The organism is Chryseobacterium aurantiacum, from assembly GCF_003020585.1.
GTDB classification, from domain to species: domain Bacteria; phylum Bacteroidota; class Bacteroidia; order Flavobacteriales; family Weeksellaceae; genus Chryseobacterium; species Chryseobacterium aurantiacum.
This window is the reverse complement of record NZ_PXUE01000004.1, coordinates 26,966-42,131: the sequence shown is the minus strand read 5'-3', so window position 1 is coordinate 42,131 and position 15,166 is coordinate 26,966. Positions and strand designations below refer to the sequence as shown.

Sequence of the window (15,166 nt, the reverse complement as noted above, 5' to 3'; positions counted from 1 at the left end):
CTTCTTATTACCATCCGAAATCTTATTCTTTTTCTATCTATCATATCTGTAAGAATTAATAATCAGTTTTGCCTGGCTTTTTATTAATAGGAATTTGGGAAATAGGCAAAAAAAATTCCAGATCTTTCGGTCTGGAATTTTTAGGTTAATTATTTGGTGGTTTTCAATTAGTCAATAATATGGTTTTCAATAGCGTATTTTACAACTCCTACCGTGTTTTTTACGTTGAGTTTCAAAAGAATTTTTTTTCTGTGTGTTTCTACCGTATTGATGCTTATAAATAATTTTTCGGAGATATCTTTGCTGCTGAAGCCGTCACAGATAAGTTTAAGAATTTCCATTTCACGGCGGGTGAGAGGATCTCTCATGTGAATACTTCTTTTTTCATGCTCATTGCTGATAAAGCTTATCATTCTTTCTTTGGCATGATCGCAGATATAAATTTCGTTGAGAAGTAAGGCATTAATAGATTTTAAAAACTCATCATACTTGCAATTTTTATCAAGATAGCTTTTTATGCCTTTATTGAATAGTTTACGAATATCAATTACATCATAGCAATTGCCAATGATAATGATTTTGATGTTATGATTTTCAGAGGTTATATGTTCTACAGACTTGTAAAGTTCTGTAAGCATTAGCATGTTTGAACTCATAACAAGAATCTCAGGAGGTTCATCTTTTAAATGCTTTGAAAGAATCTCTAATGAGTTACAAATATCTATTGCGTTGAAGATTTTGCTTTGGGTCAGCAATTTTGACAGGCCTTCAGTATACAACATAGGCTCATCAAAAATGGTTAGTCTTGGTTTCATCATGGTTAGGTTTGTTTATATAAAAATATAAAAAAATATTCATATTTTAAACAAAATTCACACATATTTTAACTTTTTAGTAAATATATTAATAGTAAAATGTTATTTTTGTTGATTATTTACTAATATAATTCTCTTTTTGTTGAGTTTTGATGAGGTAATTTAGAGTTATTGTGTTGAAAACGCTTATTCAATCGGTGTTTGAGTGTTGTTGTTTTGTCTAATAAATTATTTAACTAACACGATAGGGATATGTTTTACCGGAAAATTAACTGAGTTGGCAATAAAACAAAACTCATTAGCTTTATGATGTAATTGTTCTGCTTTTTCTATCATTGATTTATCTGCTACTGTAACTTTAGGGTGTAAAGTAGCCTCAGTAAAGTGGCCGCTTCCATTAGATGTTTCCGACATGATTCCGGTGGCTTCATCTATATAATCTGTGACGATTACACCTGCCTCAGAACAGAAATGGAGATACCAAAGCATATGACATGAGGAAAGCGACGAAAGAAACATTTCTTCAGGATTATACTTTGTTTTGTCGCCCCGAAATGAAGGATCAGATGAACCTTCAATAGTCACTTTTTGGTCTACAGAAATAATATGGCTTCTTTCGTAATCCTTGTAGCTACTGGTTCCGGTTCCTTTGTTTCCTGTCCACTGAATTGTAGTTTTGTAATGGTGTTCTTTGCTCATTTTAATTAAAATAAAAAAGTATCTGCTAAAATTAGCAAATACTTTAAAAAAAATCAAATATCAAGTGGATTAGTCCTTGATAAGTTTTCTGGTTGTACTATTTCCTTTTTCAAAGGTGATCTTAACCATGTAAAAACCTTTAGGCAGGTCAGAAACAGAAAGGTTGTTGTCTTTTAAGGTTTTTAAGACCTTTCCGTCAAGAGAATAGATTTCAATTTTGTTTACCTTTTCTTTTGATTGATAAATCAGGGTTTGCTTCATTGGGTTTTCAAAAGAAATATCATTATTGATCTTTGTAAAATCAGTTGTTGATAAGGTAGCATTTGTAAGCAGATATTTTACAATGTGCCCGTTTCCTCTTACAATGATATTGTCATTATTAACAATCATTTCCTCAGCATCAGAATCTGTTTGTAAATAATCGTTAAAAATAGGGTCCACTGAGCCATTTTGAGTAAGTTTTGAAATTAAATTACTTGAAACGCCTATTCCTCCTAGATAGTAAGATCCATCTTTTTCGGTAATACTTTGAACCCATGCGCCTCCATTCAATCCGGAATTTGTATTTACATTATAATTAAATGTATGATCAAGAGTTCCGTCCGGGTTTATTCTTAGAAGTTTATCGTCTGAACTTAGAGAGAAAAGAATTTTATTATTACTATCCACAACCATAGCACTGGTACTGCCATATCCATATCCGTTGGCATCTAACAAGGGTGATATGCCATTATTGCCAAAGTTCGTTACTGGCTGTCCATTTGAATTAAATTTTTGAATAAAACCACTGTTAGTATTGAAGCAGATAATATTATTTTGATTATCCGTACGTACAAATGTTCTGCCTGCAGGGCTTCCTTGTGTGGTTACATAGCCATTGCTGCCGAAAGTAGTATCCAGACTTCCATTGGTATTAAGTCTGAGAATTATGTGTTGATTTTGAATGTTTTCTACATATTTGATAGCATGAACAAGTATTTTGTCATTCTGCAAAATAACTCCATAGGAAGCGTAGTTTTGATCAGTAACAAGTGAAGGTATTACTACGGTACCGTTCGTTCCAAAAGATGAGTCTAGCTGCCCATTGGAAAGTATTCTGGATATTGTTGCTGCAGAGGTATTTGTAAAACCGAAAACCACCAATTTCCCATCAGATTGTATTTTAACCTCATTCAGGTAGCTGTTATTAGGTAATTGGGTTTTTCCTGTATTTCCGAAAGTTGGATCTAAAGTTCCGTTTGCTGTAAGTCTGGATAAATAAGATTCAGTGACATTGATCCCACTTCCAGTATTCACATTATGAGTAAAATAAATTTGATTGTTGGAGTTTTGAACCATTGACCAGGTAAGGTTTCCTGGCATTGTAGCTATTCCATTTGAAGCAAAAGTAGGGTCCTTGGAGATAATCTGAGCAGAGATATTCTGGATCACCAGAATAACCAGTAGTAAAATTTTTTTCATTCGTTTGAGTTTTTAAAATGTGTTTTAGAAAAAGCTGATGATAATTTTATTTTTTTTCACAACTTTTTTGCAAATATAATAAAAAAACCTCCAGATTTTACTGGAGGCTTGAATTTTGTCTTAATTAGAGAATTCTATCAATTCTTCTTTTTTTGCATTGTAGATTTTGTATTCTAGATATTTAAAAGAATCCCTTGGAACAATGGTTACCCATTTTTTGTATTTGATAAACCATTTCATTTGGATACTTTTGATGCCTTTCGTTAAGTAGGCTTCTACAAATGGATGTACATGCAGGTAGATTTTTCCTTTTTCTTTCTGCAGAATATTTCTTAAAGTTTCACCCATTCTTTCCACGATAACAATTGGAGCTACAATTTCTCCATCTTTGTTCGGGTTTTCTTCTTTGGTTTCAATCTGTTTTTCCGGACGGTTTCTTTGTCTGGTAATCTGAATCAGACCGAATTTACTTGGAGGAAGAATTTTGTGACGTGCTTTGTCACGCTTCATTTCCTCTTTTAGATGTTCATAAAGATCTCTTCTGTGATCAGAGTTGATCATGTCGATGAAATCAATTACAATGATGCCTCCCATATCGCGGAGACGAAGCTGCCTGGCAATCTCAGTGGCTGCCATTTTATTCACCTTTAAGGCGTGTTCTTTATTAACAGCAGTTCCGGTAGTAATGTTATTTCCGGAGTTAACGTCAACAACGTGAAGTGCTTCTGTGTGTTCAATAACAAGATAAGCGCCTTTTGAGCTTGGAATGTTTACGTGCTTTCCGAAGCTTTGTTTAAGCTGTTTTTCAACATTGTAATATTCCAGGAGAGGAATATGGGAATCATAAAACTGGACAATGTTTTTCTTTTCAGGAGCAATTACTTCAACGTAATTGGTCATTTCGTTTACCATTTGCTCATCATCACAAATGATATTCACGAAATCCTGATTAAAATTGTCCCTCAAAATAGCTGAAGCTTTGTCTTCTTCGCTTAAAACTTTGGACGGAACTTTGTTTCTTTGGATGTTTTTAAAGGTACTTTCCCATTTTTGAATCAGCTGATTCATATCATTGTGCAGGTCAGCAACCTTTTTTCCTTCGGCTACAGTTCTGATAATAACTCCGAAACCTTCAGGCTTGATACTGTCTATAAGAGTTCTCAATCTTTCCTTTTCCTCAGAACTTCTTATTTTCTTGGAAATGGAAACCTTATTGTCAAATGGAATTAAAACCAAAAAACGGCCTGTAAGTGAAATTTGGGTAGAAATTCTTGGGCCTTTTGTAGAAATAGGCTCCTTAGTGATCTGTAGCAGAACAAGATCGTCCTTTGCTATTACTTTTTCTACCGTTCCGTTTTTGTCTATTTCGGGTTGTATCTCGAAATTCTTTAAGCTTGAAGTGCTTTGTTTTTTAGAAATAGTATCTCTTAAAAACTTTCTGTAGGTAAGATACTGTGGTCCCAGATCCTGATAATGCAGAAATGCATCCTTGTCATATCCAATATTTACGAATGCTGCATTCAGGTTAGGTGCCAGTTTTTTTACTTTTCCTATAAACAGATCTCCAACTATAAAATCGCTTTTGTCCTCTTGCTCATGAAGTTCACATAGTCTTCCGTCTTCCAGCAGTGCAATCTTTGTAAGATCATCTTCATGCGAAACTATTAGTTCTTTCTTCATTTTGTTATTAGATAAAATTGTTAAGATTTTAGGGAATTGGGGGTGTTCATGATTAATTCATCTATTAAATATAAGGATTTTGAATGAAAACCACTATATTTTTATTAAAATAATATTTGAAACCGTCCATTTTCCGCGGAATCTTATAGTTGCAAACAAAAATATAGTCGGTGAACTTTAAAAACTTAAAATCACCAACTATATTATTATATTTTGAATCTCGATAAGAAGAGATTATTTTTTCTTATGTCTGTTCGCTCTTCTTCTTTTCTTTCTTTTGTGTGTTGCAACCTTGTGTCTTTTTCTTTTCTTTCCGCTTGGCATAATTTTAATTTTTTAGTAACTAGTTAATATTCAGTTAATGTTCTTATTTTACTGCAACTTTCGTTTTTACTTTCTCAACAAAAGATTTTGAAGGTTTGAAAGCAGGAATGTTATGAGCAGGAATCTCAATTGCAGTGTTCTTAGAAATATTTCTTCCTGTTTTAGCAGCTCTTGTTTTAATGATAAAAGAACCAAAACCTCTCAGATAAACGTTATCCCCATTATACATAGAAGTTCTGATCTCCTGCATAAAAGCTTCTACAACTTTCTGTGTCTCATTCTTTTCTGTTCCCAACTTATTTGAGATGGTGTTTACCAATTCTGCCTTTGTCATTTCCTTATTTTAATTTTAAATTTTAGGTGTGCAAATTTAGTTAAAAAAATTGAATACTAGCAAATTAGTGGCAAAATATTTTTGCTCAAATCGTTCAGTTTTTAATGTATACACTATATTAAGGTGAGTTGTAGATAATTTAATAATAAAATAATATGAATGTATATCAATGTCGGAATTTAAAGGAATAATCTTGAAAAAAAGCTGATAAACCTAATGATATAAGGCTATTCCGTATTTATTGCCCTTCAAAAATTTAAAAATAAAATTTAAAATCTCATTACATACTGGAATTATAATACCCGTTTTCTACACAGAAACGAATAAGGTGAAGTTTTGTTTTCAATCCAAGTTTTTCTGTAAGCCGATTGATGTAGGTATCTATGGTTCTCGTACTCAGATTCAGCTTTTCTGCAATTTCCTTATTACTGAACCCTTCATAGCAGAACCTCATGAGCTGTATTTCTGAGGATGACAGCTCTTCTTGCCCTTTCTTCTGTCTGTCCATATATTCCTGTACAGCCAGTGGTTGCTGCTCCCATTCCTTGGAATAGGCGGCGTAATCAAACTCGTCAGAAGCTATACTTCCCTTGATGATATCCTTAATGGTGTTGCTTTTCTTCTGGCAATAATAGATATTAGGGATCTTCGAAAGTATTTCAGCCATATCCTCCTGATAGGTCCCGGAATAGGTGACAATAGGAGTTTCTGCGTTGTTTTTTCTAATGTACTTAATGGCTTCTATTCCACTCAATACCGGCATAAACAGCTCAATAACGAATACATCTTCCTGTCTTCTGTAGATCCTGTTAACAAGCTCATGGCCGTTGTTACAGTCATTGAGAAGCATGTAGAAAGGATTCTCCATAAGGGTTTTGATCATTATTTTTTTAAAATAAAAATCACTGTCTGCTATTGAGAAACGCACGGTATTAGATAATATTTTACTCATTCTTAATATCGATTTGGCGAATGATATTTGAAATTCAGAGGCCTAATTTATGAAAAACTTATTAAAGTGAAAATTAATATTAATTTAATCAGGGATTTCACGAAACAGGCCTGGGGAAAATACGTATTGTGCATAAAATTTTTTTTTTATATTTTCACAGGCCAAACAAATCGCAAATATATGTCTTCGAACAGGGAAAAAAAATTGAACAAATCTGACGTCAGAACGGGCATTTGGAAGTTTATTCTTTCATTTGCTGTATTGTCTGTGGTATCCTTTGGTTGTCTGTACCTCTTTTTTAAAAGCTACGATATACAACGTGAAGGGATTAGCAGGGAAGCAGAAAACTATATGGAACTGATGCGCCGAAGTGACTTACTGAAAACCCATGTGGATAATATTTATGAACGTATGACCCAGCTTGACATGAACAAGGTGCAGAATGATGTATTTCTGAGAACCAATATCATGGATAACGTGAGGGATGCTAAAAATATTATGGGGAAAGACAGTACGGGCAACTTTAAGCACTATGCCGTCCTGATGAAGCAGATAGAACCTATGATTAATTTGAAAACGAAAATTATAGGCGTTGAATATAAGAAGAAAACAGTTCTAAGAGATCTGGAAGAGTGTATGGGGAAAGTTGGAAGAGCCAATAATGAGCTCAGAAAGGATCCTACAAGAAACTTTACAGGAGGTAGAAGAAAATAAAAAATAAAGGATATGCAAGGACACATTACATTATCTAAGAAGGAAAGGCATTATCAGTTTTTTTATTTAATACTGATGCTGGTGACTGCCATGTTATTTTTGGGAGTTATCTTTTTAAAAGGATTTGAATCTCCGTTTTCTGATGAAGACGTAAGGGGTATTCAAAATCTTGAACAGAAAGCAGAGTTTGATCAACATCAGAAAGTTATTCTGCCAATCATGGACAGTACTTATACCATGATTACTAAGCTTACGGACGAAGCTCCACAGCCTTTTGTGGAAAACAATATCTTTGTAGGGGTTAATGACCTTAACAGTTACTTTAAAGGGTATGATATTGTTGACACCCGAAAAGATGCCTACCCACAAATTGCTAAATTCTATAAAATGTATTTTGAAGACAAAAAGATAATTTCAACCACTTCAGATGATATCAAGAGGTTTGAAAAGCAGGTGGAAGAATGCAGAATTGGCTTTAAGGATAAGCAGGATAAGATTTATCAGCGTAAAAGTGCTCTAAAGGCCCGTACGCAGTAATTCAAAAATGAATTTAGGAACTTTAAATAAAACACATCACAATTATTAACTATGAATTATTTTCAAAAGAACAAAAAGAACATTATTATCGGTGTTATTGCAACATTGCTCATTGCAGCCCTTGTTGCACTTTGGCTGCAGAAAAAGGTAATCCACTCTGCTGATGATATTGTTGGGGTAGTTTATCCCTCTGCATTGTCGGTAGGGGATACACTTTTATTTGAAGATAAAACCCAGTTTGCAAAATCCAAGAGATGGAATTTCGGAGACGGTACAACTTCTGATAAAAATAGTGGAATCCACTTTTATAATAAACCGGGGTATTACCAGGTAAGTTTGATCGTTGACAACAAGTACACAAAATCTTTCCCGGTAATGGTATCGGCAAGAAGTGTGAAGCAATCCAAAGACAGCGTGAAATCCAAAACAACCATTGAGGCACCAGCTACAGCTATGCTAAATGAAAATGTACAATTCCGTGCCGTTTCTGATGCGACCCAGTTTGCATGGAAGTTTGGAGAAACAGGAAATACAGATTCTAAAGAGAAACTAGCCATTTATTCCTATAAAAAAGCGGGAGATTATGTGGTTACTTTATACACAGAAGAAAGCCAGGAGCCTATCTACCACCGCATCAAAATTAATCCTGTTTACAACTCCCTTGAAGAAGAGGAAGTGTCTGTAGAAGATTCTTATGCGAAAATTGATAACGACTTTAAGTACCACCTGCAGCAAATTGCTAACGGAAACAGTTTCAACATGCATTACAACTATCTGTTGAAAACCTATCTATGTAACAATGAAAATACAGTGGTAAAGGTAAATGACAACAAAGTAAACAACTTCTACATGTATTGTGCAGGTCTTCAGTTTGACAAAAACATGGTGATCCAAACTGTAAAAGTGAATTTTGATGATACACAAAACTGTGTAACAAAAGTAGATATAAACCAAAGCAAATAATACGGTCCAGTCTTCTGGATGCGCCAATCATAAAAGATAAAATAGGATGAAAAATAAATTTCCTCTAGCAGCATATTACATAGGATTATCAGTATTATTGACGAGTTGTCAGGTAAAGCTCCCGTCAAAGAAAACTCCGGAGCCATCACAGTATGGTCAGGTAGATAATTCACCGGTAGTCAATGGTTATCCTAAAAAGTCAGTTCCATGGATCGTTGTTTCAGACAGATCAAGAAACACGGCTTATTTGGATAAAGATGATGAAAAATCATACAAGGAAGTTAAATTTCTGGAACCTTTAATGGTTTTAAAACATAGAGACGGCATGGTAAAGGTTGCGGAATATGTTCCGGATGCCTTAATGAAAAAAGTTTCATCAAAATCCGTAAAAACATATGGCTGGATTCCCGAATCCGACCTGCTTCTATGGAACCACTCTCTAAAAAGCGAAAAAACAGGTTATCCTGTAAGAGTTGCAGTAGTACCTAATAACAGCGAAGTTATTAAAAGCGCTGAAAGATATTACAAGAATGACTCTATTATGGTATTCAACTCACCAAGCCTTATTGAAACAGCCAACGTTAAAATTCCTAACGGACAGATGGTGTATGTTTACAAGCAGGCAGAAAATAATAAAAGATTTCTGGTAGGTAAAAAACCATCTGTTGATATCGATAGTATTGGTAAAAGCCTTTACGGATGGGTAAGTTCCAACGTGATTTCTGCGTGGGGAGAACGTTCCGCTGTAAAACTGAAAAATACAACAGGAATCAGTGAATCCGAATTGGGAATCCATGAAGGGTATCCGGGAGGATCCGGATCTGATGCTGAAAATAAAACAGCAATTCTTCTTACAGATGTTAATAAGAGAAAGCCTCTGGAAAATATTTTCCCGGTTACTCTTGCTTTAAACGAAACTCCAACTCCAAATTCCAAAACAAAGTATTTTACCAATATTCTGGATTACAGCAAGAACTACGTATTTAACGTACTGGGAGAGCCTATCTACTTTGACCGTTATAGAGAGATTACAGATAGAGATAAAAATATCAACATTGTTTTTGCATTGGATGTAAGTGCTGGAAATGCTCCTTACGCTCCCATTGTAAAATCATTGCTACAGGATTTGCAGCTTAGATTTGAAAAGCCTTCTTATTTCAATAATGTGAAGTATGGTGTGGTTTTATATAAAAATAACCCTTGCGGAAATAATCTTTCAGTTTCTAACCTAAGTACTGACTACAGTAAAATAACAACATTTATTGATCAAAAGACCAATGAGATGAACTGTGCCAGTAATAGTGGCTATCAGCCGGTAGGAGAGGCCCTTTCTGCAGCCGGAAATCTTCTTTCCAATGTTCCGGATGAAACCAATATTGTAGTGACTGTAGGAACATCTGCCAACCAAAGTGGGAATATGTACAGCGTGATTGGTTCCCTTACCCAGGCACAGGCAAGGCTAATCATGTTCCAGACAAGCGCAAGATCTTCCGATACCTACAACGACTTTGTATTGATGGCAGAAAATGTGGTTACGGCTACTGCTAAAAATATTGCTGAGCTTAAAAAGCAAAAGATCATCAATCAGTCAGATGTTCTTACCAAAAATAATTTCAGCTTAGTAGAAGGGGATGCCGGATTTTTCTCATTGGCTTATCCTAAGCAAAGTATGTCTCAGGGATTTGTTATCTTCCCTAAAAAAGGAGATGTTGCTACACCGGGATTCCTGAAAAAATCTGTAGATAGCCTTATTGCACAGGTTACAGTAGACAACCAGAGTATTGATAAATCACTTAATGAATATTTCCACTCCTCTGTAGGAGCAGGAAAAACGGATGTTGACTTAAAATACAAATATCTATATCCAGGGCTTACCAATCCGGTTTCTGCAGGAATTGCAGCCCAGCTGATCAACTATGGAAATCCGTTCCTGGTAAAAGGTTATATTCCAAAAGAATTGAAAGAATATACACCGGGAATAGAAAAAGGAATTCTTATTTCTGAAGCAGAATATGATAATCTGAAAGCTTTCTATACAGAAGTATACAAAAATACAGGGGCAGAAAAAGCAGATTTCAATCAGGCTGCAGCCATCAGAGAATATGTAAAACTTTTAAAGAAATATAATCCTACCATCAAATTCCTGGATAAAGGCGACCTTTATGAGTTACCAATGTCCTACGCTGTGGGAATGAGTACAGGGTTCGATCTTTCTGAAGAAGAATTGATGGCCAAGTATAAGCTTAAAGGATGGAAAAAGTCTAAAATTGTTCCTAATGAAACAGTAAGAACATATTTCCGTCACTACAAGGATCTGGCAGAAAGAATGCTTAATCATAGAAATAATCCAGCTGTGAAGATCCAGCAAAACGGACAGACGTTCTATTGGCTTAACGAGTATTTTACGCCGTCAAGACTTCCAACAGAAGCACCGGAATATACTAAACATTAATTGTTAGTTTTTATAATATGAAAAGCAGAAGTAATTGTACTTCTGCTTTTTTTTGCATTAAGCCAAATGGTATCTCAGCAATTCACCCTTACAGTTAAAATTCTGACTCGAAAATTGAATCTGAATTTTTTTTATTTCTCTTTCAGGTGTAAAAAGAGTGTTGTTTCTTTAAATTGTAAAAACTTGTAAATTGCTTTAATGATGGTGGTTATCGCGATGTTTATAAATCTAATGTCGTAGAATTACTACAAAAAGTCGTAGAACTACTACAATTTTTCAGATTTATACTCAAAAGTTTTTTTAAGACTAAAAGTCCCTCTATATTTGCTACACAATCACTGAATCACAAGATATTACTAACGATTAAAATTTACAAATCATGGCAGAAAGAAATTCGAGAGGAATCTTAAAATTTAACAACGGAGAAGGTCAGAAATTATTAAAGATGAACTACAGCGTAGCCAGATCTACAGATGTATCAGGACGTGTAGCATCAGACCCTTCCAATGCATTAATCAAGGTTACAGTAGAAGCTACTGAAAAATCTGATATTCTGGAAAGTTTATTGAACGGAAAATATAAGCCTACAGTAGGGGAAATTGTATTTAACAAGTCTCACGAAGAGGGAACATTGATTACTTTGAACTGGCAAAATGGATACGTAATCCAACACCAGGTTGATTTCGATGCAATTGACAGCAACAGTATGTTGATCAGCTTCGTAATCAGTGCAGAAACAATTGGTTATGGTACTTCTGAGTATGCAGGACTTTGGCCAACTAGCTAACATTATACACATTATCAACATTCATACGAAAAAAAAGACTGTCCCTATTAAAGGCGGTCTTTTTTTGCCTAGGATGAACTTTATATTGGTTGTTTTATTTTCATATCATATTGATATGATGACTATTTCGTAAAAAATTGCTATCTTTAAACTAAACCAAACACAAAGCATATGAAAACCGAATCACAAACAAGAGGTTCTTCATTCCGTCCATCACAAAATGCAGACGGAGTTTCTGAAAACCACCATGCAGGAATTAACAGGCTGGTAAAACTTTCACTGGTTGTGGAGGGAAAAATTATTAAGTATTATAAGCATTTCACCCTTAAACAAAAAGCGGGTAACCACCATGAGTTCAGCCTTACCCTTGCCCATGACGCATTGGGTGACAGGCAGAGCCATACCCTGGAAGAGGCTAATAAATTCTTAGGAAAGCGTCTCACAGTGGTTATTTCCTATAAAGATATTGAACAAAGTCCCGAAAGAAATTTTGTAGGAATCATTACCAGGGTAGGATTCAGTCAAGAGAAGATGAGTTTGGGAAATATTGTTCTTTCCGGATACAGCCCAACAATATTATTGGATGGAGCGCCTCATATTCAGAGCTTTGGAGGATCACAGCCTGTTAATATGGGAATTATTGCTGAAGAAGTCATTAAACAGGGCATAGACAAAGGGCGTTTTGATATACGGGTAGACACCAACGATTATTCTCAGATTATCTACAGCAGCCAGTATAACGAAACCCACTACAACTATCTGGCAAGGATGGCAGAAGCTTATGGCGAGCAATTCTTTTATGATGGGGAAGTATTACACTTTGGAAAACTTCCGCCTCAGAATAAGCCTATAAAGCTTACCTATGGAAGCAATGCGGATGACATCAGGGTAGAATTAAAGGCCGTTCATACAAAACCACAATATTACGGTTATAACAGCAGTAAAAATGAAAAATTAACCTCAGGAGAAACTCCCGTTAATCATTTAGGAGATCTTGCCAAGACTGCCTATAGCCATAATGAAAAAATATACAAAACTCCGGCTCTTCAGGTGGCTCCCATTAAGGCGTCCACCCATTTGGATGTAGAAAACTCACAAAAAAGCAGTTCTGGAAGTGAAGCGGTAAGTGTATTTTCAGTTTCCGGTTCTACAACTGTTCCGTTTTTGCACCCAGGATGTGTAGTGGATATTCATATGAGAAAACCGGATACCAACGAAACCACTTATTTCACTAAGGTAATGGTAACTGACGTTGTTCATGAAATTGATACCATTGGACATTATAAAGGAAGCTTTGAATCCATTGCAGCAGATACAGGATTCTTACCAAAACCAGAATTTACACTCCCTATAGCACAACCACAAATAGCAACAGTAATTGCCAATGCAGATCCTGAAGGCCAGGGTAGGGTTCAGGTAAGATTTGACTGGCAGATGAATGATGTCACTCACTTTGTACGTGTAATGACACCGGATGCAGGAGGAACGGATCAGATTACGCAAAACCGAGGATATGTAGCCATTCCTGAAGTAGGAGATCAGGTAATGGTTAACTTTGTTCACAGCCATCCCGACAGGCCATTTGTAATGGGAGGAATGTTTCATGGTGGAATTGGATTAGGCGGAGGTGCAGACAACCGTGTAAAATCTATTCAGACCAGAAGTGGGCATAGAGTTGTTTTTACAGAAGATGAAAGCATTATTATCACCGACAAAAGCGGTAATGAAATTCACCTGGATACTACAGGAAGCAATATCAATATCACAGCACCGGAAACAATGACCCTGAATTGTAAAAATATGAACATCAATGTAGGTGAAAATATGACGACTACGGTGGGAATGAATAAATCTAACAGCATCGGAATGAACAATACCGAAAGTGTAGGAGCAATGAAAATGACCTCCGTAGTAGGAGATGCAAGTATGTTTATTACCGGAAAACTTACAGAGATGATTGATGGTGATGTTCACAGCGAAACAAAGAAAGAACGAAATGAAGTCAGCGAAAAAGACATGAATATCCAATCCAGTAAGTTTGTTCATAAACATGCCCAGGAAGAAGTACAAAATAATAGCGGAGAAAAATCCAAATCACACTAAGCAATGAGCAGAACGAGAATTGTAAAAGGTACCTATACCAAGATTTCTCAAGAAGGCCATAGCATGTACTCTAATGCAAATATTATAACCAATGCAGGAGCAGCCATTACCGAAACTGGTGAGAAGGATGGTGTAAGCTATGGAGACCCTAAAAATCCTCCTGCAGGAGAAATTAAGGCAAAATGTATCGTTATGTTTAGACCTCACGCCAATTGGAGTGGGGAATTTGGTTTTGATTGGTTACGAGCAGGTGATACAGGAACCAAAGGAGATACTTGGTACAAAAATATTATTGGAAAATATAGGAATGCCTCTACAAATGCATTACAACAGATATACTATGGTGGAGCCTTTGTGAAAGAAGCAGCAGAATATGGCAAACTTTTAAATAAGTTTAGTAATATGACCATCTTCTGGAAACCCAAGGTGAATAAACAGCCCTATTTGTATCCCGTTCCTTATATGACAATTTATAAAGGAGATACCCAAAAATTATCATTAAAAATTGAAATTGAGGAAGAACCCAAAAAACTTACCATTGTACATCTTAAAGGCAAAGACGATAAAACTGAATACTTTAAATTCAATAAAGAGCAGATCACGATAAAAAAAGGGAAATATACACTGGATAATTTCCTGGAAATCACTTGCCTGAAATCATTCAGTAGAGATCAGATCATAGAAGTTTGGGCAGATGAGACCGTTTGTGGAAAAATAAAGATTCTGGCCAATGATTCAGCACATCAAAAGCAAGGTAAGGTGTTGTTTATTAGAGTGATTTCATCCTCCGGAACAGGAAGTACAACCGGTGAGGCAGAAAGATTAAAAAACTATATGAAGCAGGCTTACATTAATGTGGATGTTAAAAGCATCAATATTAACCTTTCCAGTGATGCCAACTTTATTCCCAAACTGAGAAGCAACAGAGGAATCCATCAATATCTTGATACTAAGCTGAGGGCTGCTAAGTTTGCAGACGGAAGCGTAGTAGGAAAAAGATATGATGATTTCTATAGAGTCTACTTTATTTCTGAGGTCATACAATTGGCGAATGGAAGCTATCTTTTGGGACAAGCCGAAAATATTCCTTCAAAAACAGTATTTGTACTGAATTTACAAGACACCGCTACAACTGCCGGAGTTCCTTTTGAATCTGTAAAGACAACCGCTACACATGAGTTGCTTCATGCGATTGGATTGTACCATACATTTGATAATGATGGACCTTTAACATTCAAAAAATTCAATACAGATAATATTATGGATTATTACTCTCAGTCTACAGCAATTATAGCAAAGCAAACATATAAATGGCAATGGGATATATTAAAAAAAATGATCTAAT

Annotated in this window: 13 protein-coding genes; 7 read left to right on the top strand and 6 right to left on the bottom strand. The window is 35.4% G+C overall.

Annotation, left to right across the window (positions count from 1 at the left end; genetic code table 11):
- Nucleotides 1–167 precede the first annotated feature (167 nt).
- The 6 genes from C7D53_RS14495 to C7D53_RS14470 all read right to left on the bottom strand — a co-directional run bounded on the left by C7D53_RS14495 (nt 168) and on the right by C7D53_RS14470 (nt 6,265).
- Nucleotides 168–818, bottom strand: a complete 651-nt coding sequence (locus tag C7D53_RS14495; RefSeq protein ID WP_228422363.1) for a response regulator transcription factor — start codon at nt 816–818, stop codon at nt 168–170.
- 225 nt (nt 819–1,043) lie between these two features.
- Entirely contained in the window at nt 1,044–1,514 is a 471-nt protein-coding gene (locus tag C7D53_RS14490; protein ID WP_106917164.1) for an OsmC family protein, read from the bottom strand.
- A gap of 69 nt (nt 1,515–1,583) precedes the next feature.
- On the bottom strand, nt 1,584–2,975 hold the full coding sequence (locus C7D53_RS14485) for a T9SS type A sorting domain-containing protein (RefSeq protein WP_106917163.1): 1,392 nt from the start codon (nt 2,973–2,975) through the stop codon (nt 1,584–1,586).
- A gap of 120 nt (nt 2,976–3,095) precedes the next feature.
- On the bottom strand, nt 3,096–4,655 hold the full coding sequence (locus C7D53_RS14480; RefSeq protein ID WP_106917162.1) for an Rne/Rng family ribonuclease: 1,560 nt from the start codon (nt 4,653–4,655) through the stop codon (nt 3,096–3,098).
- A gap of 367 nt (nt 4,656–5,022) precedes the next feature.
- Nucleotides 5,023–5,313: an HU family DNA-binding protein gene (locus C7D53_RS14475; protein ID WP_002984212.1), complete on the bottom strand. Its 291-nt coding sequence runs from the start codon at nt 5,311–5,313 to the stop codon at nt 5,023–5,025.
- A gap of 280 nt (nt 5,314–5,593) precedes the next feature.
- Nucleotides 5,594–6,265, bottom strand: a complete 672-nt coding sequence (locus C7D53_RS14470; protein ID WP_106917161.1) for a response regulator transcription factor — start codon at nt 6,263–6,265, stop codon at nt 5,594–5,596.
- Between the two features lie 180 nt (nt 6,266–6,445).
- On the opposite strand from C7D53_RS14470, the gene tssO reads away from it, so the two are divergent.
- From tssO to C7D53_RS14435, 7 genes are all read left to right on the top strand, one after another.
- Entirely contained in the window at nt 6,446–6,979 is a 534-nt protein-coding gene (gene tssO / locus C7D53_RS14465; RefSeq protein ID WP_106917428.1) for a type VI secretion system TssO, read from the top strand.
- Nucleotides 6,980–6,991: 12 nt separating this feature from the next.
- Nucleotides 6,992–7,516, top strand: a complete 525-nt coding sequence (locus C7D53_RS14460) for a type VI secretion system transmembrane protein TssO (RefSeq protein ID WP_106917160.1) — start codon at nt 6,992–6,994, stop codon at nt 7,514–7,516.
- A gap of 51 nt (nt 7,517–7,567) precedes the next feature.
- On the top strand, nt 7,568–8,479 hold the full coding sequence (locus C7D53_RS14455; RefSeq protein ID WP_106917159.1) for a PKD domain-containing protein: 912 nt from the start codon (nt 7,568–7,570) through the stop codon (nt 8,477–8,479).
- Nucleotides 8,480–8,525: 46 nt separating this feature from the next.
- On the top strand, nt 8,526–10,931 hold the full coding sequence (tssR, locus tag C7D53_RS14450; RefSeq protein ID WP_106917158.1) for a type VI secretion system protein TssR domain-containing protein: 2,406 nt from the start codon (nt 8,526–8,528) through the stop codon (nt 10,929–10,931).
- 379 nt (nt 10,932–11,310) lie between these two features.
- Nucleotides 11,311–11,718, top strand: coding sequence for a type VI secretion system tube protein TssD (tssD, locus tag C7D53_RS14445; RefSeq protein WP_076356671.1), 408 nt, complete (start codon nt 11,311–11,313; stop codon nt 11,716–11,718).
- Between the two features lie 171 nt (nt 11,719–11,889).
- Nucleotides 11,890–13,821 carry a type VI secretion system Vgr family protein gene (locus C7D53_RS14440; protein WP_106917157.1) on the top strand — a complete coding sequence of 644 codons (1,932 nt, stop codon included), beginning with the start codon at nt 11,890–11,892 and terminating at the stop codon, nt 13,819–13,821.
- 3 nt (nt 13,822–13,824) lie between these two features.
- The gene (locus C7D53_RS14435; protein ID WP_106917156.1) at nt 13,825–15,165 is read left to right on the top strand and encodes a zinc metalloprotease; all 1,341 of its coding nucleotides are present in this window, start codon (nt 13,825–13,827) and stop codon (nt 15,163–15,165) included.
- The last annotated feature ends 1 nt before the right edge of the window (nt 15,166 follow it).

Coding starts and splice junctions, on each gene's coding strand:
- C7D53_RS14495 (WP_228422363.1), bottom strand. CDS start 818: ATGATGAAACCAAGACTAACCATTTTTGATGAGCCTATGTTGTATACT.
- C7D53_RS14490 (WP_106917164.1), bottom strand. CDS start 1,514: ATGAGCAAAGAACACCATTACAAAACTACAATTCAGTGGACAGGAAAC.
- C7D53_RS14485 (WP_106917163.1), bottom strand. CDS start 2,975: ATGAAAAAAATTTTACTACTGGTTATTCTGGTGATCCAGAATATCTCT.
- C7D53_RS14480 (WP_106917162.1), bottom strand. CDS start 4,655: ATGAAGAAAGAACTAATAGTTTCGCATGAAGATGATCTTACAAAGATT.
- C7D53_RS14475 (WP_002984212.1), bottom strand. CDS start 5,313: ATGACAAAGGCAGAATTGGTAAACACCATCTCAAATAAGTTGGGAACA.
- C7D53_RS14470 (WP_106917161.1), bottom strand. CDS start 6,265: ATGAGTAAAATATTATCTAATACCGTGCGTTTCTCAATAGCAGACAGT.
- tssO (WP_106917428.1), top strand. CDS start 6,446: ATGTCTTCGAACAGGGAAAAAAAATTGAACAAATCTGACGTCAGAACG.
- C7D53_RS14460 (WP_106917160.1), top strand. CDS start 6,992: ATGCAAGGACACATTACATTATCTAAGAAGGAAAGGCATTATCAGTTT.
- C7D53_RS14455 (WP_106917159.1), top strand. CDS start 7,568: ATGAATTATTTTCAAAAGAACAAAAAGAACATTATTATCGGTGTTATT.
- tssR (WP_106917158.1), top strand. CDS start 8,526: ATGAAAAATAAATTTCCTCTAGCAGCATATTACATAGGATTATCAGTA.
- tssD (WP_076356671.1), top strand. CDS start 11,311: ATGGCAGAAAGAAATTCGAGAGGAATCTTAAAATTTAACAACGGAGAA.
- C7D53_RS14440 (WP_106917157.1), top strand. CDS start 11,890: ATGAAAACCGAATCACAAACAAGAGGTTCTTCATTCCGTCCATCACAA.
- C7D53_RS14435 (WP_106917156.1), top strand. CDS start 13,825: ATGAGCAGAACGAGAATTGTAAAAGGTACCTATACCAAGATTTCTCAA.